Source organism: Actinomadura napierensis, from assembly GCF_039529375.1.
Lineage (GTDB): Bacteria > Actinomycetota > Actinomycetes > Streptosporangiales > Streptosporangiaceae > Spirillospora > Spirillospora napierensis.
In genome coordinates this window covers 53875-75986 of the sequence record NZ_BAAAMR010000044.1, presented here as the reverse complement: position 1 = coordinate 75986, position 22112 = coordinate 53875, and the positions used below count along the sequence as shown (strand labels likewise).

At 69.4% G+C, this 22112-nt stretch carries 21 protein-coding genes and 2 pseudogenes; 13 read left to right on the top strand and 10 right to left on the bottom strand.

Translation table 11 applies throughout. From position 1 onward, the window contains the following. Positions 1-52: 52 nt before the first annotated feature. The 3 genes and pseudogenes from ABD296_RS24225 to ABD296_RS24215 all read left to right on the top strand — a co-directional run. Positions 53-550: pseudogene (locus tag ABD296_RS24225) on the top strand (lytic transglycosylase domain-containing protein); the annotation flags it as partial. Next, positions 463-1032 (top strand): C40 family peptidase, encoded by a 570-nt coding sequence (locus ABD296_RS24220; RefSeq protein ID WP_344271229.1) that lies wholly within the window; start codon positions 463-465, stop codon positions 1030-1032. The pseudogene ABD296_RS24225 and the gene ABD296_RS24220, both read left to right, overlap by 88 nt. Before the next feature lie 120 nt (positions 1033-1152). Next, entirely contained in the window at positions 1153-1353 is a 201-nt protein-coding gene (locus tag ABD296_RS24215) for a helix-turn-helix transcriptional regulator (RefSeq protein WP_344271215.1), read from the top strand. 397 nt (positions 1354-1750) lie between these two features. Here ABD296_RS24215 and ABD296_RS50650 read toward each other — a convergent pair. The 9 genes and pseudogenes from ABD296_RS50650 to ABD296_RS24165 form a co-directional block, all read right to left on the bottom strand. Further along, positions 1751-2898 (bottom strand): annotated as a pseudogene (locus ABD296_RS50650) (IS3 family transposase). Between the two features lie 236 nt (positions 2899-3134). Beyond that, positions 3135-3938, bottom strand: a complete 804-nt coding sequence (locus tag ABD296_RS24200; protein ID WP_344271226.1) for a VOC family protein — start codon at positions 3936-3938, stop codon at positions 3135-3137. 758 nt (positions 3939-4696) lie between these two features. Then, positions 4697-4939 carry a hypothetical protein gene (locus ABD296_RS24195; RefSeq protein ID WP_344271206.1) on the bottom strand — a complete coding sequence of 81 codons (243 nt, stop codon included), beginning with the start codon at positions 4937-4939 and terminating at the stop codon, positions 4697-4699. Between the two features lie 57 nt (positions 4940-4996). After that, positions 4997-6055, bottom strand: coding sequence for an amidase (locus ABD296_RS24190; RefSeq protein ID WP_344271203.1), 1059 nt, complete (start codon positions 6053-6055; stop codon positions 4997-4999). Further along, positions 6052-6402, bottom strand: a complete 351-nt coding sequence (locus ABD296_RS24185; RefSeq protein ID WP_344271200.1) for an amidase family protein — start codon at positions 6400-6402, stop codon at positions 6052-6054. The genes ABD296_RS24190 and ABD296_RS24185 overlap by 4 nt, the downstream gene beginning before the upstream one ends. Before the next feature lie 155 nt (positions 6403-6557). Next, complete coding sequence (locus ABD296_RS24180; protein ID WP_344271224.1) at positions 6558-6785, bottom strand: AMP-binding enzyme; 228 nt, start codon at positions 6783-6785, stop codon at positions 6558-6560. Next, the gene (locus ABD296_RS24175; protein WP_344271198.1) at positions 6736-8169 is read right to left on the bottom strand and encodes an AMP-binding protein; all 1434 of its coding nucleotides are present in this window, start codon (positions 8167-8169) and stop codon (positions 6736-6738) included. The genes ABD296_RS24180 and ABD296_RS24175 overlap by 50 nt, the downstream gene beginning before the upstream one ends. A 31-nt stretch (positions 8170-8200) precedes the next feature. Then, complete coding sequence (locus ABD296_RS24170; RefSeq protein ID WP_344271196.1) at positions 8201-9394, bottom strand: acyl-CoA dehydrogenase family protein; 1194 nt, start codon at positions 9392-9394, stop codon at positions 8201-8203. Continuing rightward, a complete protein-coding gene (locus tag ABD296_RS24165) occupies positions 9394-10413 on the bottom strand; it encodes an acyl-CoA dehydrogenase family protein (RefSeq protein ID WP_344271193.1) in 1020 nt (339 codons plus the stop codon). The genes ABD296_RS24170 and ABD296_RS24165 overlap by 1 nt, the downstream gene beginning before the upstream one ends. A gap of 342 nt (positions 10414-10755) precedes the next feature. Here ABD296_RS24165 and ABD296_RS24160 point away from each other — a divergent pair, with 342 nt between their 5' ends. The 10 genes from ABD296_RS24160 (at position 10756) to ABD296_RS24115 (ending at position 21107) form a co-directional block, all read left to right on the top strand. After that, positions 10756-11292 (top strand): nuclear transport factor 2 family protein, encoded by a 537-nt coding sequence (locus tag ABD296_RS24160; RefSeq protein WP_344271220.1) that lies wholly within the window; start codon positions 10756-10758, stop codon positions 11290-11292. Positions 11293-11385: 93 nt separating this feature from the next. After that, positions 11386-12192 carry a mycofactocin-coupled SDR family oxidoreductase gene (locus ABD296_RS24155; protein WP_344271190.1) on the top strand — a complete coding sequence of 269 codons (807 nt, stop codon included), beginning with the start codon at positions 11386-11388 and terminating at the stop codon, positions 12190-12192. Between the two features lie 408 nt (positions 12193-12600). Beyond that, positions 12601-13755, top strand: a complete 1155-nt coding sequence (locus tag ABD296_RS24150; protein ID WP_344271187.1) for an acyl-CoA dehydrogenase family protein — start codon at positions 12601-12603, stop codon at positions 13753-13755. Further along, positions 13752-14684: an acyl-CoA dehydrogenase family protein gene (locus tag ABD296_RS24145; protein WP_344271185.1), complete on the top strand. Its 933-nt coding sequence runs from the start codon at positions 13752-13754 to the stop codon at positions 14682-14684. The genes ABD296_RS24150 and ABD296_RS24145 overlap by 4 nt, the downstream gene beginning before the upstream one ends. Next, positions 14677-15465 carry an enoyl-CoA hydratase/isomerase family protein gene (locus ABD296_RS24140; RefSeq protein WP_344271182.1) on the top strand — a complete coding sequence of 263 codons (789 nt, stop codon included), beginning with the start codon at positions 14677-14679 and terminating at the stop codon, positions 15463-15465. The genes ABD296_RS24145 and ABD296_RS24140 overlap by 8 nt, the downstream gene beginning before the upstream one ends. Continuing rightward, positions 15465-16649, top strand: a complete 1185-nt coding sequence (locus tag ABD296_RS24135) for an acyl-CoA dehydrogenase family protein (RefSeq protein ID WP_344271179.1) — start codon at positions 15465-15467, stop codon at positions 16647-16649. Before ABD296_RS24140 ends, ABD296_RS24135 begins: the two co-directional genes overlap by 1 nt. After that, positions 16646-17728 (top strand): acyl-CoA dehydrogenase family protein, encoded by a 1083-nt coding sequence (locus ABD296_RS24130; RefSeq protein ID WP_344271176.1) that lies wholly within the window; start codon positions 16646-16648, stop codon positions 17726-17728. The genes ABD296_RS24135 and ABD296_RS24130 overlap by 4 nt, the downstream gene beginning before the upstream one ends. A 124-nt stretch (positions 17729-17852) precedes the next feature. Next, positions 17853-18977, top strand: coding sequence for an acyl-CoA dehydrogenase family protein (locus tag ABD296_RS24125; protein WP_344271173.1), 1125 nt, complete (start codon positions 17853-17855; stop codon positions 18975-18977). Positions 18978-19046: 69 nt separating this feature from the next. Further along, positions 19047-19811, top strand: coding sequence for an SDR family NAD(P)-dependent oxidoreductase (locus ABD296_RS24120; RefSeq protein WP_344271170.1), 765 nt, complete (start codon positions 19047-19049; stop codon positions 19809-19811). 273 nt (positions 19812-20084) lie between these two features. Continuing rightward, positions 20085-21107, top strand: coding sequence for a Rieske 2Fe-2S domain-containing protein (locus ABD296_RS24115; protein WP_344271166.1), 1023 nt, complete (start codon positions 20085-20087; stop codon positions 21105-21107). 66 nt (positions 21108-21173) lie between these two features. Here ABD296_RS24115 and ABD296_RS24110 read toward each other — a convergent pair whose 3' ends face one another. Continuing rightward, positions 21174-21938 (bottom strand): enoyl-CoA hydratase/isomerase family protein, encoded by a 765-nt coding sequence (locus tag ABD296_RS24110; protein WP_344271163.1) that lies wholly within the window; start codon positions 21936-21938, stop codon positions 21174-21176. Positions 21939-22112 lie beyond the last annotated feature (174 nt).

The following is a 22112-nucleotide window of genomic DNA, read 5'->3' as shown; positions in this document are numbered from 1 at the left end:
CCCCACCGACACCAGCACCTCCTAGCCACCCAAGCACGCGGCGGCCCACCCGGTGAAGGCCGCCGCCACCGCCTGCGCCGCCCTGATCGCGCTCCCGCTCTCCCTCGTGCTGCTCCTGGCCGGGCAACAGGCCCCGGCCGTCGGCGCCGGGTCAGCGGCGGGAGCACCCAGCCGGCTCGCCCGCACCGACATCCCGCCGTCCTACCTGCGCTGGTACCTCGACGCCGCGCAAACCTGCCCTGGTCTGGGCTGGAACGGCCTGGCCGCGGTCGGCAAGGTCGAGTCCGACCACGGCCGCTCCACCGCGCCCGGCATCCACACCGGGCAGAACAGCGTGGGCGCCGGCGGGCCCATGCAGTTCCTCGCCGGCACGTGGGCCACCTACGGGGTCGACGGCGACCACGACGGACACACCGACCGCTACAACCCCGCCGACGCCATCCACGGCGCCGCCCACTACCTGTGCGCCCACCACGCCGGCCAAGGCGGCCTGCACCTCTACCACGCGATCTGGCAGTACAACCACGCCGACTGGTACGTCCACAAAGTCCTCGACCAAGCCGCCGCCTACGCCGCCCCCGTACCCGCCGCCAGCGGAAGCGGCGCCATCGCGGTACGCGCCGCGCTGCACTGGCTCGGCACCCCCTACTCCTGGGGCGGCGGCGGCCCGACAGGCCCGAGTTACGGCATCGCCAAGGCGCCGGCACCAAAGGGTTCGACTGCTCCGGCCTCACCCAATACGCCTGGGCCAAAGCCGGCACCCAACTCCCACGCGTCGCCGCCGCCCAATACAACGCCGGACCCCACATCCTCCGCACCCAGCTACGCCCCGGCGACCTGCTGTTCTTCGCCACCGACACCCGCAACCCAGCGACCATCCACCACGTCGGCCTCTACTACGGCCACGGCCAGATGATCCACGCCCCCCAGACCGGCGACATCGTCCGCATCTCCCAATTCACCGGCAACCCCTACCGCGAACACCAATACATCGGCGCCACCCGCCCCAGCACACCCCGCATCTCGGCCTGACCGGAGGGCCATGCCCACGCTCAACTAGCCGTTCCGCTGTGCCCATCTCAACGTGGCTCACTCCGCATCTAACCCATCACTTGCCTGAACACTCAAGCCAAGCCCACGGAGGTTGCGTTAATGCAGACCATGAAACACGCCGATCTCGCCGAGCTGCCGACCGTCATCGACATCACCACGGCCGCCCGCGCGCTCGGTCTCTCCCGCACATACGCCTATCACCTCGCCAAGCACGGCGACTTCCCGTGCAAGGTCATTCGCATCGGCACTTGTTATCGAGTTCCCACCGCAGCGCTCCGAGCCCTACTCGATGCGGATTAGCTCCTAGGAACCTCCCACTGCCCCTGAAGGCCACTGCCCTGGACCATTTCCGGTCGCGCCAACGCAGCCCAGGGAAGTGGCCTACGGAGGACTTCATTGGCAAGGAGCACGGGTTCTAGGAAATGACCGCAAGGGACCCCCCTGAAGATCGCGGACGGGCCTCGGCCTCCCTGGGGCACCGCAACGTGTTCTCGGTCTAGGCCGGTCACGGGCGAACGGACCACTGGCGGCGGAGAGAGGGGTCTTCAGCCACGACAGCGACGGCGCTGGGCCCCGGGATCACCGGCGCTAACGATCGGAGACTCTGACGGAACCACAACAAGCCCGCCTGAACCGCGCCGGGTTCGGTGGAGGCTCTGATGTGTCCCGAGATCCGTGGTGTCGGGATACCGGAATCTCATGCGAGCAGTTGGGCTGAGTGGGGTCTTTCGTACTCGACTGGGCTGAGCATCCCCAGGGCGCTGTGGCGGCGTCGGCGGTTGTGGAAGATCTCCAGGTACTCGAAGATCGCGTTGGCGAGCTCGATCCGGGTGTGTCAGCGCTGCCGGTTGAGGAGCTCGACCTGCATCCGGCCCCAGAACGACTCGATCACCGCGTTATCGAAGCAGTCTCCGATCGAACCCATCGAGGCGACCAGGCCGGAGGCCTTGGCGCGCTCGGTGAAGGCCCAGGAGGTGAACTGCACCCCGTGATCGGAGTGGATCATGGTGCCGGGTGCGGGTCGGCGGTTCTGGATGGCCGTGCCGAGCGCGTTGGTGACCAGCGTCGAGGTCTGCGCGGAGTCGATCGACCAGCCGACCACCTTGCGGGAGAAGGCGTCCAGCACCATGCAGCAGTACACCTTGCCCTCCCGGGTGGGATGCTCGGTGATCTCGGTAACCCACAGCTCATCCGGCTCGCTGCGGGTGAACTGGCGATCCACCAGGTCGGCCGCGGTCGGCGTCTGGTGGGTCAGGCGCCGCCGCCGGCTGCCGGGAAGACCACGCAGGCCGGCGCGGCGCATCAGCATCTCCACTGCTCCGTGCCCGACGGCGGTGCCCGGGCCGAGGGTGAGCTCGGCGTGCACGCGCTTGCCGCCGTAGGTGCCGCGGGAGTCGGCGTGCACGCGGCGGATCTGCTCGGTGAGCCAGGCGTGCCGGATCGCCCGCGGTGACGGCGGGCGCTTGCGCCACATGTGGAACCCCGACTCCGACACGCACAGCACCCGGCAGCACACCTTGATCGGCAGCCCCTCGCCGGCCATCACCGCGATCACTTCGAACCGTCTTTTGGGGGCACCGCCTGCTTCACCAACTCGATCGCCCGCCGCGTCACTGCCGGCTCGTCCTCCAACTGCGCGATCCGGCGCCGGGCCGCCACCAGCTCGGCCTGGTCGGCCGAGGTCAGCCCCGGCTCCATACCGGCATCGATGCGGTCCTGACGGAGCCATACGTAGATGGTCTGGCTCGGCATCTGCAGGTCCGCAGCCACCTGCCGGACCGGCCGTCCGGCCTTGACCAGGTCCAGCACCTCGCGACGGAACTCGGGGAGATAGCTCCCGGGCATCCTGCGTCTCTCCTCATGATCAAAGACATGAGGATTCCAGTAAGCCGACCTCACCGAACACAGGGCACATCAAGGACTTCACCGAGCCCGGTGGGCTTCAACCTGCGCGGACGAGGTTTTCGGCAACCGCGCCGCCCGGTCCCTTGTACTTCACCGAGGACGGCCGTTCAACGCGGCAGCCGTGTCGGCTCACGGCTCAGCGCCCAAACCGTACGCAAGGCACGGCCGCCGGCTGTTCACCTCCCAGGATCCGAGCGCTGGTCAGGCCCCGGTGTTCGGACGGGGGTGATAACGGCAAAGGGCGCTCCGGTGGGATCGGTCAGTTTCGAGAACCTACCAGGTTGGATGTCGGTGGGCGGGACGCCGACGGCGGCGCCCAGCTCGGTGGCCCTGGCGGCGGTGGCATCGCAGTCGGTCACCCAGAAGCACGGCGTCCACTGCGCCGGGTACTGGCTTGGCCAAGCGTCGTCCATCAGGGCCATGCCGCCGATCGACCAATCATCGACCTTCCAGGTGGTGTAGACCGATCCGGAGTAATCACGGTCAGTAGCACGCCAGCCGAACACCTCGGTGTAGAAGCGGCGTCCCTCGCTGACATCTCGGGCCGCCAGTTCTACCCAGCAAACCGCCGACGGTTGATTGGTGGCGCCGAGGCCCTTGATCAGGCCAGGCTTCGCGATACCGAAATCGACTCCCTGGGAGTCTGCGCACAGTGCCATGTCCGCAAGACCGGCCCAATCAGTCGGCGGAACGAGCTCCTGCCCGCCCTGGGAGACGATGGTGTCGACGGTGCCCTGAAGGTCGTCGACGCGGAAATAGCACGTCCACGACGGCGGCTGCGAGTCGTCGGTGAGCATCTGCATCCCGGCGACCTCCGGACCGTGCACATCGTCCAGAGTGAAGATGTTGTAATCGCCGTAACCAGGCGCAGTCAGGGTGTAGACGGACCAGCCGAACAACTCGCAGTAGAAGCTCTTGGATGTCGCGGCGTCTGGACTTGCCAGATCGACCCAGTGCAACCACCCAGGGCCCTTGGGCATCTCGTGCACAGTCAGTTCCCCTTCACAGCGCATCACCACCAAGCTACGGATGGCTGCGCAATCGCAGCGGATGCGGCAAGGATGAGATCCCTCAAGACCATCTAAACTCGGACCAAGCCCCTAAGCTGGTCGAGGAGGGGACTGCCCGAATGCCTGTGAGTGTGGTGGTGATCGGCTTTCGGTGGAAGGTGGCCCCCCGACCGGACGCTCGGTGACCACACTGGAACCGCCCACCGTAATCGAGCGGTTGTCGAAAGTAGCCGTCGATGTAGGTCAGGACCTCACGGCCGACCACGCGGGGGCTTCCGGTGAAGCCGACGGCCTCTCAGTGGTCAAGCAGGGCGTGTGCGGCCGGGGCCATGTCCGGTGGGGCGCAACACGGTGTCGCCGTGGCGCTGGACCAGCGTTGGCTGACCTTCAGGGCCGGTGAGCGGCGAAAGAGGTCTGCGAGGACCTGCTGCTCCTTGAGGTGGTTCGAAGTCGCGAAGCACTGGGCTTCACGCGTGCGAGACCGCAGGGACTGAGTTCTTGCCTCGGAAATCGCCTCGTCCCCAAAGAGCGCATGCGTGAGTCGGCTGCCGATCGGTTCTGAGGTTGTCGCCCCGTCGGGCCGCTCGGGCTGGCGTGCTCCGCGGCCGAAGTGATGGTCGGGGCTGTTCAGCACTGTCACGGCCCCGATGGCCCTGCAATGTTGTTTCGAGCCTTCGGCGAGGTCGGCTCGGCGTCATGACCCGCGCCATCACAGGCGTCTGGGCTCTTCAGGTGGCCTGGCCGGGCGGACGGCCGTCGGCGCGGAACCGCAGCGTCGGTTCGACGCAGCGGGCTTCGGGGACGGCGTACAGTGCCTCGATACCCGCCTGCTGGAGCGGATAGGAGGCGGCGAGCTCCGCCAGTTCGACCGCCGACAGTGGTAGCCGGGCGCGGGAGAGCAAGAGGCCGACCTCGGCGAGGACGCGAGGGTCAATGGCGGGCGGCAGAGGGGGGAGATCGGTTTCGGTCACGGGGATCCTCCAAAGAGCGCTTGAGCGGCCTGGTCGTGTGAAAGGGGACTCTCGCGGTCAGGGGGTGACCAGCGCGGGGACGCGGCGGTGCCAGTCAGTGACCCGCTGGAAGGCGTCGGCCGCGCCGAGCAGGTCGGCCTCACCGAACGCCGGCCCCGCGAACTGGATCGACAGCGGCAGCCCGGCCGCGGTCGCGCCCATCGGGGCGGCCAGCACGGGGTTGCCGACGCAGTCCCAATAGGTGGTGAAGATCAGCGCGTAGAGCCACTCGTTCTGGATCCGGCCGTCCTTGTCGAAGAGGTCGTCATACCGCGGGGCACCGATGGCGGTGGTGGGGCAGACGATCACATCGACGTCGCCGAACATCCGCGCCACGGCGTCCTGCGTGACCTGCCGGACGCGCTGCGCCTGCACGTGGTCGGCTCCGGTGACCATCGCGCCCAGCGCCAGCATCGTCCGGGTCGAGGCGAAGTAGTCGCCCCATCGACCCACCAGATCGTTGCGGTGGTAGGCGAACGCCTCGGCGCACATCGTCACGGCGTGGGCGGTGGCCATCTCCGTCCAGTAGGGCAGTGCCGCCTCGACTAGCGTCGCGCCGAGGCCGGCCATGACCTCCAGCGCCGTATCGAAGGCGGGTGCGAGAGCCGGGTCGGCCTGTTCGGGGAAGTGGCCTTCACGGACGACGCCGATGCGCATCCCCTCCAGTGTCCCGTCGAATGCCGGCGTGGGAAGCGGCAGGTCGACGCAATCGCGGCCGTCGGCATGCGGTCCGGAGATGACGTCGAGAACGGCGGCGCAGTCACGGGCGCTGCGCGCCAGCGGGCCGGCGTGGTCCAGGCTGTAGCCGAGCGGCACCACACCCGACTTCGGCACCCGGCCGAACGTCGGCATCAGCCCGGTAACCCCGCAGAACGCCGCCGGAATGCCGATGCTGCCCCCGGTGTCGGTGCCGAGCCCCGCGAAGAACAGCCCGGCGGCGATCCCGTTGCCCGTTCCGGAGCTGGAACCCCCGGCCCAGGTCGCGGTGTCCCACGGGTTGCGTGGCATCGGGAACGGCTTCGACGGGTCCGGCATCCTGCACGCGAACTCCAGTGTGGTGGTCTTCCCCGTGATCACCGCACCGGCTTCCTTGAGCCGGGTGACGACCGGTGCGTCCCGGCCGGCCCCCCAATCCGGTCCAGGACGAGACTCTGCACCGTGGTCGGCCCTTCCGCCATCGCGAAGATGTCCTTGACCCCGAAGGGGACCCCCTGCAACCGACCCCGGTCGATGCCTGCGGCCAGTTCCCGGTCAGCGCGTTCGGCCTGCTTCAGGGCGTAATCGTCGAACCGTGCCAGGTATGTGCCGAGTTCGCCGTCATACCGGTCGGCCGCAGCGAGAGCCTCCTCGGTCAACCGGACGCTCGTCACCGCCCCAGAGCGCAGTGCCTCGGCGGCCTCGGTCAGGGTAAGAGGTCTTTCCATGGTTCTCCTTCGAGGAGGGCACGCACGTTCGGCACGGGCTGAATGAACGTCAGGGCCGATGCACGACGACCGGACATCCCAGGGCACTGTCGTCTGGACGGAAAGCGGGCGAGTACCGGCATGCCGCTCGACTTACGCCGATGGCGAGCGCAAGGTCACAGCATCGGATGCCGGTCGGCCTCCGCCAGTTGGCGCGCGGCGCGGTAGTCGGCCTTCCCGTTGGGACCGCGCGGGACGACGTCGACGAAGACGACGCGCTTCGGCGCCTTGTAGCCGGCGAGCCGGCCCTTAACATGCGAGATCACGTCGTTGGGTGCGAGTGACCGTCCTGGCTCAAGGCTGATGATGGCGGCCACGATCTGACCCCACTCCGGGTCGGGGATTCCAACGACCAGAACGTCGCTGACCGCCGCGTGATCGAGGATGACCGCCTCGACCTCTTCGGTGAAGATCTTCTCGCCGCCGGAGTTGATGCAGAGGGAATCCCGGCCCATCAACTGGATGGTGCCGTCTTCGAGCACGATGGCGTGGTCGCCGGGGACCGCCGATGGTACGCCGTCGATCATCGGGAAGGTGCGCTGGGTCTTTTCCGGGTCCTTGTAGTAGCCGAGGGGCAACCTGTCGCTCAGGACGAGCCTGCCGACGACTCCGGACCCTGCGACGACCTTCCTCGTCCAGTACGCGTAGGTTCCTCCCCGGCCTGAACCTGCCGGTGGGTGGGATGTCCTCCTTGGTGGCCACCGACCATCCCATTCCGAAGCCCTCGGATGAGGAGAACCCGTCGAGTATCGAGGCTTGCGGCCAGTGCTCCAGGAGGCTGCGCTTGCTCGCTTCGCTCAGCATGCCGCCCGAGGTGAGGACGTCGCGGATGGACGTGCTGTCCCAGCGCTCGGGATGCTGTTCAAGCATCGCCAGGATCCGGCGAGCGAACACCTCACCGGCGATGGTGAGGCTGGACACCCGGAGGCGGTCGATCAGGTCGAGGAGTTCCGCCGGGTCCAGGCTCGGCTGCACGAGTGACGCGACCGTGCCGCCCTGATGCATCGCGATGACCGCCCCGAACCAGCCGCTACCGTGCATCATCGGGCTGCAGGAGACGTGCACCGGACGAGATCGGGAGAGCGAGGCGCGGATGCTGGCGACCGCGTCGCCAAGGTCGAAAGACACCTCGGCGACATCGTTGACCTGGCGCAGCATGTCCTCTACCCGCCACATGACGCCCTTGGGCATCCCGGTTGTGCCGCCGGTGTAGAGCAGGAACAGGTCCTCGCCGCTACGCCCCCAGGGCGAGCGCACCTGCCCGGCCGCCGAGGCGGCCGCCTGCTCGTAGGGGACGGCCCAGTCCGGGCAGGGTTCCGTCCCGTCGTCGACATGGATGAACCGGCGCAGGCTGGGCGACCTCGGACGGATGCCCTCCATGGTCTCGGTGAAAGAGCCATGGAACACGACGGAGGTCACGTCGGCGTCCTCGAAGAGGTAGCGCAGTTCTTCGTCCCGGTACCGGTAGTTGGTGTTGACCGCCGGAATTCCGATCTTGAAGGCCGCGTGCTGGACCTCCATGTACTCCGGGCTGTTGCGCAGGTACAGCGCGACCCGGTCATCCCTGCTCGCCCGGTCGTCCAGCAGGGCGGCGGCCAGGCCGTTCGAGCGCTCATCGAAGTCGGCCCACGAGAACGCGCGCTCGCCGTGTACCTGGGCGGGAGCGTTCGGGACCTCCTCGGCGATGGTCTCCCACACCGTGGCCAGGTTCCAGTCGAACTCCGACATACTCATCCGTGTTCCTCTTATAGAGCTGGCTTCATTGTTCGAGTTCGCCTGACCGTTCGCGTTGCGGGGTGGGTCGGCGTCGCCCTCGCGGCAGTCCGAGTCTCTGCTGTGCAATGGCCGTGAGCAGTACCTCGGAGGTGCCGCCGTAGATCGTCGCGATCTGCGACTCCCGGTAGAGGTGCTGGAGCTCCCCGCCGGCCGCCGCCCCGGCCACGCCGCGGTTCCGGACCCCCTGGACGCCGGTCGCGTCGAGCAGTGCCCGGCTCTCGCGGATCAGGGCCTCGGTGCCGTAGACCTTGGCCATCGCCCCTTCGACGGCACCCGCCCTGGCGCCGGTCCGTGACCATGAGGCCTGGACACCGAGCAGACGGGAGACTTCGGCCGAGGCGACCGCTCGGCCGATCCGAATCAGGAAACGCGCCTCGCCTCCGAGTTCTTCGTCTTGTCCCCAAGCCACCGCGGCGTTGACGAGCCGACGCAACTGCGCCGCGAACTCGCCGCCGCGCTCGAAGGCGAGGGCGACATTGACGATCTCCCAGCCCTGCCCCACCTCACCGACCCGCGCCTCGTCACCGACGCGGACATCGGAGTAGTAGGTGACGTTGGTCCGCTGGCCGCTCAGCGTGAAGATCGGCGCTACGGAGAAGCCTTCGGAGGCGGTCGGGACCAGGAAGGTCGTGAGGCCCGTGTGCTTCGGGGCGGCCGGGTCGGTGCGCGCGAGGAGGAAGACGTAGTCCGCCCTGTTGCCGAGGGTGGTGAAGATCTTCTGGCCATCGATGGTCCAGCCCTCGCCGTCGCGGGACGCCCGGGTGCGGACCGAGGCCAGGTCCGAGCCCGAGCCGGGTTCGGTATATCCGAGCGCCAGCAACACCTCGCCGCGGCAGATCGGTGCGAGCAACCGCTCCCTCTGCTCCGCGGTGCCGACGCGCCGGATGGCCTCGCCCACGATCTGGGTGATCGCCGAGCCCTCGGTCGGAGCGCCCGCGGAGGCAAGCTCTTCGTAGATGACGTCCGTCTTGTTGCGGTCCCAGCCGCGACCGCCCTCTTCCACCGACCAGTGAGCGCCCACCCACCCCCGCTCGGCGAGTGCCCTGTGAAACTGCTGGTCGTGGTAATCGCCCGTGGACGAGACCCGCTCGCGCACGCCGGAGGACAGGTGGTCGCGAACGAACGCGCGTACCTCCTCCCTGAGGGACTCGGTCTCGCGGTCGGTGGCGAAATCCATCAGTGCATCCTCCTCATGGTCGCGGCGCCGATCGCCTCCCAGATCACTTCTGGGTCCCCGCCCTGTAGTTGAAGCGCCTTGGCTCGGCGAAGGTAAAGCTGGGCGTCGTACTCCAGGGTGTAGCCGTAGCCGCCGTGCACATGGAGGCATGCCTCGGCGGCTCTCACGGCCGTCTCCGCGGCGTGCGCGAAGGCGATGTCCGCCGCGTCACGCCATTCCGCGGCCGTGGTGTCGTGACGCCAGGAGGTCTCCCGCACCAGGAGGCGCGCGCCGTCCACGGCCATCACGATCTGGGCCAGCAAATGCTGGATCGCCTGGAAAGACCCGATCGGGACCCCGAACTGTTCGCGTGCCTTGGCGTAGCGGACCGCTGTCGCGAGCGCCTGTTCGGCCACGCCGACCAGTGTGGCCGCCGTACCAAGGCGCCACCGGCCCAGTGCGATCCGCCACAACCGCCGAGCGTGCTCCCCACGCGCGACGACCGTCCGCTCGATGGCGGCCCCCCTGAGCGGCCGGTCGGCACAGGCCAGGAAGCCGAGATCCCCCTGCGCCTTCGGTGGCGCTCCTCGCGCGAGGACGAGGTGATCAGCGTCGAGCGCGACGACCGCCTGAGCCCCGCCTCCGCCGGGCACGAGGATCACGGAGCCGTCGACCGCGGGGCGCGGGCAGAAGACGATCGGCGCGCCTCCGGCCAGGGCCTCCGACAGCGTCGCGTCCTGGCCGCGGGCATCCGCCAGCAGCATCGCCGCCGTTGCGGCCTCCACCAAGGGAGCGCAGGCCAGGTGCCGTCCGAGGCTCTCGGCCAGAAGACCGAGTTCCAGGACGCCCTTTCCGCTGCCGCCGACGGCTTCGGGGACGGCCACGCCGACCGCGCCCATGGCCGATAGAACTTTCCACAGCGCCGGGTCGTAGCCCGCATCCTCAGCGGCTCGCACGCGCTCGGCGGATGATTCCCGCTCGAGGACCTGCTCAAAGGCAGCCGCTACATCGCGCTGTTCTGGGTTCAGCTCCAGATCCACGCGACCCTCCGATCTCCGCCTCCCACCCTGCCCCGGCAGGTGCATCACCTCTTTATAATCAACCAGATGGTTGGTGACAAGTGTCCGTCGGCGAGATCTTCGCGGCATCGGTCACCTCGGCGAGGAGAGTCCACTTGACGTGGGCCTCGTGGACGCGGCTCCGTCCGGATGCGTCTGGTGCTGTGAGAGCAGACAAAACTCTGCGGCGGGGCCCGGGGTCGGCGGGTCTGAGGGTGGGAGGTTCGGGCATGTCGCACCTCGGCAGTGCGGGAGCCGCTGGTATTTCAACCATCTAGTTGGTAGGTTAAAATCGCGCACGACCGATCGTCTGGACAGGTGGCCATGGATGACGAGTTCGCATCGCTCAAGCGGGAGCTGGAACGGCTGCGTGACCACGAGGAGATCAGGCAGTTGCTCTACCGCTACGCCCGTGGAGTGGACCGCGCCGACCTCGAGCTCCTTCAATCCGTTTATGCGGAAGGCGGTACCGACCACCACGGGCCGTTCGACGGGCCCGGCGTCGACTTCGCGCATGTCGTCGTCGATGGCGCAAGGACCGTGTGGGACGCCGTAGGCAACCACCACATCACCAACCACTACATCGAGCTGGACGGCGACAAGGCCCGGGCCGAGGTCTATTTCCTGGCCTGCCACCCGCACATGGACAACGGCCGTCCCGAGCTCGCGATCATGTCAGGGCGCTACCTCGACGAGCTCGAGAAACGGGATGGAGAGTGGGGAATCGTCCGACGGGTCGTCGTATCCGACTGGACCCGGAACCACTTCGACGGCCCGGAGTGGGAGAAGACGACCGAGCGCGGCGGGTACGTCGGCGGCCGGCGGGGCAAGGCGGATCGCTCCTACGAGTTGTTCGAGTGAGCGCGGCGGCACGCCGAAACCGAGGCCGAGTCGTACGGAGTCCCACCGGCCCGTTCGCTCGGACTCCGAGATCAAAGCAACGCGGAGGGGCACATGGGGCGTCTGGCGGGCAAGGTCGCGTTCATCACCGGAGCGGCGCGAGGGCAGGGACGGGCGGAGGCCGTGCGGTTGGCCGCCGAAGGCGCGGACGTCATCGTGACCGACATCGCGGGGCCGGCGAGCGGGTTCGTCCGCTACGACGCCTCCACACAGGCCGATCTCGACGAGACGGTCAGGCTCGTGGAGGCTCAGGGGCGGCGGGCCGTGGCGCGCAAGGCCGATGTCCGGAACCTGAGTGAGTTGGAGGCTGCGGCTCGGGACGGCCTGGCGGAACTCGGCCGGCTGGACGTGGTGGTGGCCAACGCCGGCATCGTCAACTGTGGGCGTACCTGGGAGTTGGACGAGGAGCAGTGGCAGGACGTCATCGACACCAACCTCACCGGGGTGTGGAAGACGGTCAAGGCCACCGTGCCGACGCTCATCGAGCAGGGCCAGGGCGGTTCGATCATCATCACCAGCTCGGTGGCGGGCCTTAAGGGGCTGCCGTTCCTCGCGCACTACGCCTCGTCCAAGCACGGCGTCGTGGGCCTGGCGAAGGTGCTGGCCAACGAGTTGGGCGAGCACGACATCCGGGTCAACACCGTCCATCCGAACGGTGTCCGGACCGGGATGACCGACGGCTCGATGAGGGAACTGCTGGAGCAGGCCCCGCTGCTGGGCCCCATCTACATGCCGGCGCTGCCCTACGAGATGGTCGAGCCGGAGGACATCGCGAACATCGTGGTGTTCCTGGCGTCCGACGAGGGCAAGTACATCACCGGCGCCCAGTTGCCCGTCGACCTGGGCACCCTCAATCGCTAGCAGGACCAACATATTTGGTCCCCTATGCCTTTGAACAGCAGGAAAGTGCGACATGAGGACGTAATTACGAAGAGCGTTCACTCGTGCATCTGCTGTCACGGTAACTTCACGCCCCTCTTGTCGCCTGAGTCCGTGCCGGGCCGGCGGGGTTCGTCGTGCGGCTTCCGCCCGGCCTGCGAGTGTGCGGGTGGTTCTCGTACCCAACCATTCCTCTGAGAACAGACTGTGGTCGGGCTCTCCTGGAATGGGGTGCGGTGGCGGACGTCCACCACAGGTTCGACCCGCAGTGGGGAGGTCGGCTCGGTCGCGGTAGATCGGTCATCGACTCCTTGACGGTACCAAATCGACCGGTTGGTTGGGTATACTCGCGATGCCTCCTACTTCAGTGATGACAAGGATCGAGACATCGTGCCTGTGGATTTCGAGATGGGACCGGGTGCCGGTTCCCTGCGTGGTGAGCTGCGCCGGCTCGTCGCGGAGCATGTGCCTGCGGATTTCCTGGGCGCCTTCACCGACGACCCCGCGGATCTGGAGATCGCCCAGCGGTTCTGCCGAGTGCTGGCCGAGCGGGACATGTTGTGCCTGGCCTGGCCGGAGGAGTTCGGGGGCCGCGGCGCCTCTGTTTGGGAGCAGACCGTGGTCCGCGAGGAGATGTGGGCGCACCATGAGCCGCGCGGCGCGCAGTACATGGGCGTCAACTGGGTCGGCCCGGCCATCATGAAACATGGGACGCCCGAGCAGCGGAGCCGGCATCTGCCCGCCATCGCGCGCGGCGAGGTGATCTGGTGCCAGGGGTTCAGCGAGCCCGACTCCGGCTCTGATCTGGCCTCGCTGCGCACCGCGGCCCGGCGCGACGGCGACGGCTGGTCGGTCACCGGCCAGAAGATCTGGACCTCCTACGCCCTGATGGCGCAGTGGTGCTTCCTGCTCGCCCGGACCTCAACGGGGGAGAAGAAGCAGCAGGGCCTCACGGTCTTCCTGGTTCCGATGTCCGCACCGGGCATCGAGGTCAGGCCGATCCCGGCGATGCTCGGCCCGCACCACCTGAACGAGGTCTTCTTCGACGGCTTGCGGGTCACCGAGGCCGATGTGCTTGGTGAGGTGGACCAGGGATGGGCGCTCGTGCAGGAGGTGCTCGCGTTCGAACGCGTGGGCATCGCCCGCTACGCCCGCTGCGAGCGGCTGCTGCTCGCGGCGCCGAAGGTCCTCGGCGGGCAGTGGGAGGCCCTTCCAGAGGAACTGCACGTCCGGTGGGCGCGGATGCTCGTGCACTGCCGGCGGGCGCGCATGCTCGCCTACCGCGTCATCGCACTCCAGGATGCGGGCGCGGTCACCCCGGGGGACGCTGCGGCGTACCGGATCGCCGTCACCAGGCTGGACCAGGAGAGCGCCGAGGTGCTGATGGACATCCGCGGCCTCGCGACGCTGTCCGGGGCGGACGGCGACTGGTTCCGCGCCGAGGTGGAAGACCATTGGCGCTATTCGCAGGCATCGACCATTGCGTCGGGCAGCATCGAGATGCAGCGCATCCTGCTGGCGCGTTCGCTGCTGAGGGCGTCATGAACGTCGAACTGAGTGAGGAGGCCCTCGCCTACGGGAGCACGGTGCGGCAGGCGTTCGCGGACGCGGGCGGTGACCGGCTCGTCCGGGACGCCGAGCTCGAGCCGGCCAAGCGCGAGAGCGCGTACGCGCCGGTGCTCGGCGAGGTGGGCGCGTGGGAGCTCGAGCCGCGCGCGGACGGCGATGACCTGGAAGCGGCCGCGGCCGTCTGCCGGGCCTCGGGGTACTGGTGTGCGGCCTACCCCGTGGCCGAACGGCTGGCCCGTCCCGCGGACGGGGAGGTCGACGGCCTGCTCGTGGTGGGGGCACCGGTGCGGGCGGCCGCTGTCGCCGGCCTCGACCTGCGCTGGGCCACGGTGACGGTCGACGGGCAGCGGGGGCTCGTCACCGCCGTCCGGCCGGACGGTCCCCCGCGCACCACATCGTTCGTCGGCGAGCTCGAGATCGCCGCGACCGCCGGGGACGGGGCCGGGGACCTCGCGCTCGGACTCGTCCTCCCGTGCTGGACGCTGCTGGGGATGCTCGACCGCGCGCTCGATCTGGCGCGTGATCACGTGCTGGTCCGCGAGCAGTTCGGTCAGCGGCTGTCGTCGTTCCAGGGAGTGCAGTTCCAGTTCACCGAGGCCGAGGTGGAGCGCGCCGGCCTGGAGATGCTCGGCAAGTACGCGCTGTGGTCCGTCCGCACCCGCCGGCCGTCCGCGGTCGCCGACGCGCTCGCGTTGCGGCTGGCGGCGATCGAGGCGGCGGAGGTGGTCTTCCGGGTCGCTCACCAGCTGCACGGCGCGATCGGGTTCTGCGATGAGACGCAGCTGTCGTGGCTGTCGCGCTACAGCCAGCCGTTGCGGAGGCTGCCGCTCGGCCTGTCGGCGACACGGTCCGCACTGGTGAAGAACATCGGCCGGCAGGGACTCCCGGGCCTGTTCCATGAGTGACCGTTACGATCTCCCGGCCGAGCTCACGGTCACCCGCGACGGGCCGGTTCGAATCGTGACGCTCAACCGGCCGGAGCAGCTGAACACGATCGACGAACGGTTGCACCGTGCCCTGGCCGACGTCTGGCGGCGGCTGTCCGCCGACAGGGAGGCGGCCGCCGTGGTGCTCACCGGGGCGGGCCGCGCGTTCAGCGCGGGCGGCGACCTGGAGTGGATCTCGTCCTTCCTGGACGACCCGGTGGCCCGCGATGAGAGCCTGCGCGAGGGCGCACAGATCATCGAGGAGCTGCTCCGTTTCCCGCTGCCGCTGATCACCGCGGTGAACGGTCCGGCCGTCGGACTGGGCTGCAGCGTCGCGGTGCTCAGCGACATCGTGCTGATCTCCGATCGCGCGTTCCTGGCCGATCCGCACGTCTCGGTCGGACTCGTCGCCGGGGACGGCGGTGCGGCGTTCTGGCCGCTGCTCACGCCGATCCTCCGCTCGCGCGAGTACCTCTATACCGGTGACCGGATACCGGCGCAGCTGGCGGTCGAGTTGGGGCTCGCCTCCCGGATGGTGACCGCCGACGAGCTGCTGTCATCGGCGCTCGAACTGGCGCACCGATTGGCGAGGCAACCGGCGCAAGCGCTTCGTGACACCAAGCGGGTCGCGGGGATGCACCTGGCCCAAGCCCTGTCGGGCGCGATGCAGGCGGGCTTCGCCGCCGAACGGCAGACCATGATGAGCGCCGAGCATCGCAGGCGGGTCCTGGCATTGCGGAAAGGAGCGGGAGCGAACTGATGCCGACCCCTGAGACAGATCTCGACGACTTCCGATCAGCTGTTCAGGAATGGTGCCGTCAGCACGTCCCGGCCGGCTGGCGGAAGGCGCAGACCGGCGTGCCGGACGAGGAGTACATCGCCTTCCAGCAGTGGTGGTTCGCGCAACTGCGCGAAGCCGGTTACGCCGTGCCGCACTGGCCGGCGCGGTGGGGCGGCGGTATGCCGCTCGCGCAGCAGGCCGTGCTCTACCAGGAGCTCGCCGCACATGATGCGCCCCGGCTCGTGCTGGCGTTCGTCGCGATCCACCACGCGGCGGCCACACTGCTGGAGGCCGGGACCGAGGAGCAGCGCGCCCGGCACCTGCCGGCCATCCTCGACGGCGAGATCTGGGCGCAGGGCTTCTCCGAACCCGAGGCCGGGTCGGACCTGGCCTCGCTGCGCACCACCGCCCGGCCCGACGGCGACCGCTACATCGTCACCGGTCAGAAACTGTGGGCCAGCGGCGCCGCCTACGCAGACTGGTGCCTGCTGCTCGCCCGCACCGATCCGGCCGCGCGCAAGAGGGACGGCATCTCCTATTTCCTGCTCGACATGCGCACGCCCGGCATCGATGTCCGCCCGATCCAGAACGCGGTCGGCGAGTCCCACTTCTGCGAGATCTTCCTCAACGACGTCGCCGTCCCCGCGGCGAACCTCGTGGGAGCGGAGAACACCGGCTGGCGGGTCGCGCAGGCGACGCTCGGCGCCGAGCGCGGGCTGACCATGCTCGAACTCGCCGAGCGGTTGGGCAACGCGGGGTTCCGGTGGCTGGTCGAGGCGTGCGAGCGGCTCGGCCTGCTCACCGACTCGCTGACCGCCGACCGGCTCGCCGGATTCGAGACCGAGCTCACCGGATTGCGCGCCCTGTGTCGGAACCTGGTCGAGCGGCATGAGAGCGGACGTGCGGGCCCGGCCGACGCCTCGATCGTCAAGCTGTACTACAGCGAACTGCTGCAGCGGATGACCGGGTTCGGCGCGGAGATCACCGGCCTGCCCGCGCACGCGCTGCTGCACAAGCCGGCGTCGAGCGGATGGGAGTCCGGTGCCTGGATGCTCGACTACATCGGCTCGTGGGAGTGGACGATTCCCGGCGGAACGAGCGAGATCCAGCGGAACATCATCGCCGAGCGCGGACTCGGCCTGCCGAGGGAGGCGTCGGCATGACGGCCGATTTCGCCGATGAGCCGACCGAGATCCGCGCCGAGCTGCGCGCGGTGGCCCGTGCCGTGCTCGGTAAGGCAGAGCGCGGGGCCGCGGCGGACTGGCCGGTCCTCGCCGCATCGGGGTGGCTGGGCCTCGAGGCGCCGGGCGCGCTCGGCGGCGCGGACGCGACGTTCGCCGAGGTCGGGATCATCGCCGAGGAACTGGGCAGGGCGATCACCCGTGCGCCGTATCTGGGCGCGATCGTGCTCGGCGTCGGTGCCCTGTGCGCGGTCGCGCCCTGCGACGGCCGGGACGACCTGCTCGCCGAGGCGTCGGCGGGCGAAGCCGTTCCGGTGGCGGTGCTCACGGAGGATGCGGCCTTCCGCCTCGAGCGCGGGCCGGACGGACGAGTGCGGCTGTTCGGCCGTGCGTCCTTCGTCCCGGACGCGGCGGAGGCCTCGCGGCTGCTGGTCGCGGCCCGGCGGGACGGGCGGGGTGAGCCGGTGATCGCTGCCGTCGGCCCGGAAGCCGCCGGGATCACGGTCACGCCCAGGGCGGTACTGGACGAGACGCGCGGTCTCGCCGACGTCGACGCCGACGGCACCGAGGTGCCGTCGCAGGCAGTCTGGCCGTTCACCAGTGACCCGCACGCCGCCGTGCAGCGGCTCCTTGACCGCGCCGCGGTGGCGCTCGCCTGCGACAGCCTCGGCGTCGCGGCGGCGATGCTCGAGGCCACGGTCTCCTACACCCAGGTCAGGCACCAGTTCGGCCGTCCCATCGGCTCGTTCCAGGCCGTCAAGCACGCCTGCGCGGACATGTTCGTCCAGACCACCGTGGCCCGCGAACTGGTCGCCGCCGCGGTGACCGCTCTTGAGGAGCCCCGGGCGGTGGACGTGCGCGCGGCCGCGTCGATGGCGAAGTCCTACGCGTGCGCCGCGGCGGTCGACATCGCAGGTAAGGCGATGCAACTGCACGGCGGAGTCGGGTACGCGCGGGAGAGCGGCATTCACGCCTATCTGAAGCGAGCCGCGCTGAACCGCGACCTGTTCGGCTCACCGGGCGCCCATCGCGCGCGGCTGGCCGAGCGGTACCGATCGTGAGCACCCCGACTCCGAACGAATGGCCGGAGATAGCTGACGGGATCGGTTCCGAGCAGGGAAGCGGGCCGCCGACCCGTGCGGGAGCAGGACACGGGCATCTCGGTGCCCGGTGAGAGGAGACCCAGTGAGAACGGCCCTGACCGACACCGACCTGACCGAGGACGAGGCGTTGCTGGCCGAGTCGGTGCGCGCCTACTTCGACGACTTCGTCGACAACACCTACCTGAACCGCCAAGAGGAGTCCGACGACGGCTACGACCAAGGGCGCTGGAAGCAACTGCGCGACCTCGGCTGGACGGGCGTCAACCTCCCGGAGCGTGTCGGTGGCGGTGGCGGAACGCTCGCCGACGCGGGAATCGTCGCCCGCGAGTGCGGCCGTGCCGCCTTCGCCTCGCCCGCTCTTCAGACCGCTCGGACCGCGGTCGCCCTGCTCGGCCTCGACCAAGGCGATCGCTTCGACGATGTGCTCGCCCGCGTCGCTCAAGGCGCACCCGCAGCGCTGGTCGCGCCGCCGGAGCGCACTCTGCACGCGGTGGCGGCAGGCGGCGGTTACCGGATCTCCGGCGAGCCGACCATCGTCGAGTGGCTCGACCAGAGCGAGGACGTCGTCCTTCTCATGCCCCTCCTGGAGGCGGGCACGTGGTTGTGCGCCGTCGTGGACCGCGGCTGCCTGGACGGCCGGAGCACCTCCGTGCCGAGCATCGACAACGAGCGCATGGCCCGCCTCGACCTGGACGGCTTCGAGTTCGCGCCCGGCTCCGCCCGGTTCATCGAGGTACCGTCGGCCGCGGCCGAGAACGCCCTCGCCCGCGCGAACCTCCTGCGGGCGAGTTCGATGGTGGGCGGTTGCGAAGCGGTGCTGGAGCGCACGGTGTCCTACTCCCTCGAACGCGCCCAGTTCGGCCAGGTGATCGGCGCGTTCCAGGCGGTGCGCCACCACGTGGCGCGGATCGCCATCGCGGCCGACGCCGCGCGGCTGGCGTGCAACGAAGCACTGGCCCGCGCGGACATGGGGGAGGACACGACCGCGATCGGGGCCGTGGCCCTGTTCGCCGCCGGCCGCTCCTACACGAGCGCCGTGCTGACCGCCGCGCAAGTCCACGGCGGTGTCGGCACCACGATCGAGCATGTGCTCCACCACCACTTCCGGCGCGCGAAGGCCATGCAGCTGCGCTCCGGGAAGCCGGCCGCCCGGCTCAGGGAGATCCACCGGGCCCTGGTGGTGCGCCACGAGGGCAGCCTGTGGTGACCGCGCCGCACCGGCCCGCCGGACCGTGTACGAGGAGGAGCGATGGGGCGTGAGCGCAACAGGGTCGCCGTGGTCACCGGCGGCGGCCGCGGGCTCGGCCGTGCCATCGCGCTTCGGCTGGCCGCGGACGGCGCTGACGTGGCGGTTCTCGCCCGCTCGCTCGACGAAGTGGAGGCCGTCGCGGACGAGGTGCGGTCGTGCGGTGTACGGGCGCTCGCGCTGCGGACCGACGTCACCTCGACGCAGGACGTTCAGGAGGCCCGCGAAGAGATCGAGGGGCGGCTCGGAGCGGTCGGCGTCATCGTCAACAACGCCGGGACCGTGCTCTATAAGCCCTTCGTTCCGCTGCCCGGCAAGCAGGCCCCGCCGCCCGGCTGGGAGCAGCCGATCACCGACCAGGAATGGGACGACATCCTCGGTGTCCATCTCGGAGGCGCCATCCGGTTGCTGCGCGCCTTCGGTCCCGGGATGCTCGAGCGCCGCCATGGGCGCGTTGTGAACATCGCCTCCAACGTCGTGCGGCGCACTGTTCCGTACACCATCGCCTATGACACGGCCAAAGGCGGTCTCGTGCAGTTGACCCGCTCACTGGCGCGCGAGTGGGGCCGCTACGGGGTCACGGTGAACGCGGTGGCGGCCGGCCACTTCGAGACGGCGATGAGCAAGCCCCAGTTCGAGGATCAGGAGACACTGAAGGCGATGCTCCGCCGGGTGCCCGTCGGCCGTGCCGGCGCGCTGGAGGAGCTCGCCGCGCTCGTGGCGTTCCTTGCCGGCGACGCCGGCGGCTTCATCACCGGCGAGACCGTCGGCATCGACGGCGGCGAGACGCTCTGACCAAACGGCCGCCGCCCGCCCGGCGCCCGGTGGCGCCGCTCAGGATGGCCGGCCCGCCGCCGGGCTCCGAGGGCGACCGCGCTCTCCCCCTGTGATTCGAATAACCATCCTTCTAGGTGAATACCTGCCGAGCGGTCAGGAGTGCTCAGGATGAGCGGCCCTGGACTCATAAGCAGCAGGTGAGCGGCCATTCTTCGGAAGAGGTTGACTCGGTTCCCAGGGTTGCCTACATTACCAACCAGACGGTTGAGTACGAATGATCGGAGAGCGTAGATGAAAGACTGGCCGTACGACGTCTTCCCGACCGGCTGGTACCAGATCGGGTACTCGGCCGAGCTCGCCGCGGGCGATGTTCGCCCGGTGAAGTACTTCGACCGGGAGCTCGTGCTGTTCCGTACGCAGGAAGGCGAGGTGGCACTGCTCGACGCCTACTGCGCCCACCTCGGAGCGCACCTGGGGTACGGCGGCAAGGTGAAGGGTGAGTGCATCGAGTGCCCCTTCCATGGCTGGTTGTGGACGCATGAGGGCTCCCTGGCGGAGATTCCCTACGCGCCGGGCGAGGCGCGCCGCGTCAAGCTCGGCGCGTGGCAGACGCGGGAGATCGACGGTCTCATCCTCGTCTGGTACGACTCGTTCGGCCGCGACCCGTGGTGGGAGTGGCCCGGTATCCGGGAGTTCAAGGACACCGCCGGCTGCTACCCGATCTACCCGCAGGGCGCCGACCACATCGGCATCAGGAAGATCATCCCGCAGTCCCCGGTCGAGAACACCCCGGACTACTACCACTTCATGTGGGTCCACGGTGCCGGCCAGCCGGGCAAGCCGCTGCTGTGGAAGGAGGACGGCCACTTCCTGCACACCCGCATCGGGTTCGTGTTCGGGCACGGCAAGAAGTCGACCTGGCTGACTCCCGACGGCCCGGTCACCGGCGAGATCGAGACCGAGGCGTGGGGCCTCGGCCTGTCGAACGCCCGGTTCGTGCTCAACGGCTTCGTGACGTCGCAGCTCACCGCCGCAACGCCGGTCGACCGGGAGCACTCGCAGCTCTTCGACACGATCACCTGCACCCGGGAGCCGGGCAGCGACGATCCGGAACCGACCGGCACGGCGGCCCGCATGCTGGAGTTCCAGAAGGGCCAGATACGCCAGGACTTCGCGATCTGGGAGAACCAGCGGTACGTCGAGCACCCGCCCTTCGCCGGAGGCGAGGAGGAGCACTACGCACGGTTCCGCCGCTGGTCGCGCCAGTTCTACGAGAACGCGGCGGAGCCGGCGCGCGAGCCCGAGCCGGCGTGAGGGCGCGTCCCGCGCGAGGGCGCGGCGGCGGCCGGCCGCCGCGCCGCCCCGGAGCGGGGACCGCCGTCAGCGGCCCTTGAAGACGGGCGCGCGCTTCTCCCGCAGAGCCGCGAATGCCTCGGCGGTGTCCTCGGCGGCCATGTAGGCCGCCGCCGCGCTCGCCTCGCGCGGCAGTGCGTCGTCGAAGCCGACCGTGGAGGACTGGTTGAGCAGGTCCTTCGTCAGGGCCATCGCGATGGGCGGGCCGTCCGCGAGCCGCCGCGCGAGGCGCGTGGCGGCCGCGCCGAGCTCTTCGGGAGCGACCACCTCCGCGGCGATTCCGAGGCGCGCGGCCTCGTGCGCGTCGATGATGTCGCCGAGCAGCGCCAGCCTCTTGGCCGTGTGCAAGCCCACGATTCGCGGCAGGAGCCACGAGCTGCCGAAGTCGGGGGACAGGCCGCGCTTGACGAAGACCTGGCCGAACTTCGCGGCGGTCGAAGCGACGACGAGGTCGCATCCGAGGGCCAGGCTCATGCCGGCACCGACCGCGTGGCCGTTGACGGCGGCTATGCACGGCTGCGGCATCCGGTGGAGCGCGCGAGCGGTCTCGTTGATCCGCCGCATGAGGACGATGGGCGGAACCTGCGGGCCGTCGGACGGGAGGAAGGCACCGGCGCAGAAGGCGGTGCCCTCGCCGGTCAGCACGACCGCCCGCTCGCCCGAGGACGCCGCGATGGAGGCGAGGACGTCGCGCAGTTCGGCGAACTCCTCCGGCGTGAGGGCGTTGCGGCGTTCGTGCGCCGCCAGGGTGACGCGGGCGATCCCGTCCGCGCTCTCGAACTTGATGCTCATGCGGGCATCGTAGAAGCCAGCTGGATCGCAAATCAACCATATGGTTGATATAAGAAGTGTATTGACCAGGGTGGAAACCCTGCCGGAGCCCGGATATGTGGGTGGTCTGAGGCGATGGCAGGCATCGGCGCTCGGGGGTGGTTCGAGCGCGTGGCCCGCCTAGCTGACCAACTT

What these genes read in the sequence shown, in the direction of transcription:
- ABD296_RS24215 (WP_344271215.1), top strand. Translation starts at nt 1,153, where the DNA reads ATGCAGACCATGAAACACGCCGATCTCGCCGAGCTGCCGACCGTCATC.
- ABD296_RS24200 (WP_344271226.1), bottom strand. Translation starts at nt 3,938, where the DNA reads ATGCCCAAGGGCCCTGGGTGGTTGCACTGGGTCGATCTGGCAAGTCCA.
- ABD296_RS24185 (WP_344271200.1), bottom strand. Translation starts at nt 6,402, where the DNA reads ATGGAAAGACCTCTTACCCTGACCGAGGCCGCCGAGGCACTGCGCTCT.
- ABD296_RS24175 (WP_344271198.1), bottom strand. Translation starts at nt 8,169, where the DNA reads ATGTCGGAGTTCGACTGGAACCTGGCCACGGTGTGGGAGACCATCGCC.
- ABD296_RS24170 (WP_344271196.1), bottom strand. Translation starts at nt 9,394, where the DNA reads ATGGATTTCGCCACCGACCGCGAGACCGAGTCCCTCAGGGAGGAGGTA.
- ABD296_RS24160 (WP_344271220.1), top strand. Translation starts at nt 10,756, where the DNA reads ATGGATGACGAGTTCGCATCGCTCAAGCGGGAGCTGGAACGGCTGCGT.
- ABD296_RS24155 (WP_344271190.1), top strand. Translation starts at nt 11,386, where the DNA reads ATGGGGCGTCTGGCGGGCAAGGTCGCGTTCATCACCGGAGCGGCGCGA.
- ABD296_RS24145 (WP_344271185.1), top strand. Translation starts at nt 13,752, where the DNA reads ATGAACGTCGAACTGAGTGAGGAGGCCCTCGCCTACGGGAGCACGGTG.
- ABD296_RS24140 (WP_344271182.1), top strand. Translation starts at nt 14,677, where the DNA reads ATGAGTGACCGTTACGATCTCCCGGCCGAGCTCACGGTCACCCGCGAC.
- ABD296_RS24135 (WP_344271179.1), top strand. Translation starts at nt 15,465, where the DNA reads ATGCCGACCCCTGAGACAGATCTCGACGACTTCCGATCAGCTGTTCAG.
- ABD296_RS24130 (WP_344271176.1), top strand. Translation starts at nt 16,646, where the DNA reads ATGACGGCCGATTTCGCCGATGAGCCGACCGAGATCCGCGCCGAGCTG.
- ABD296_RS24115 (WP_344271166.1), top strand. Translation starts at nt 20,085, where the DNA reads ATGAAAGACTGGCCGTACGACGTCTTCCCGACCGGCTGGTACCAGATC.
- ABD296_RS24110 (WP_344271163.1), bottom strand. Translation starts at nt 21,938, where the DNA reads ATGAGCATCAAGTTCGAGAGCGCGGACGGGATCGCCCGCGTCACCCTG.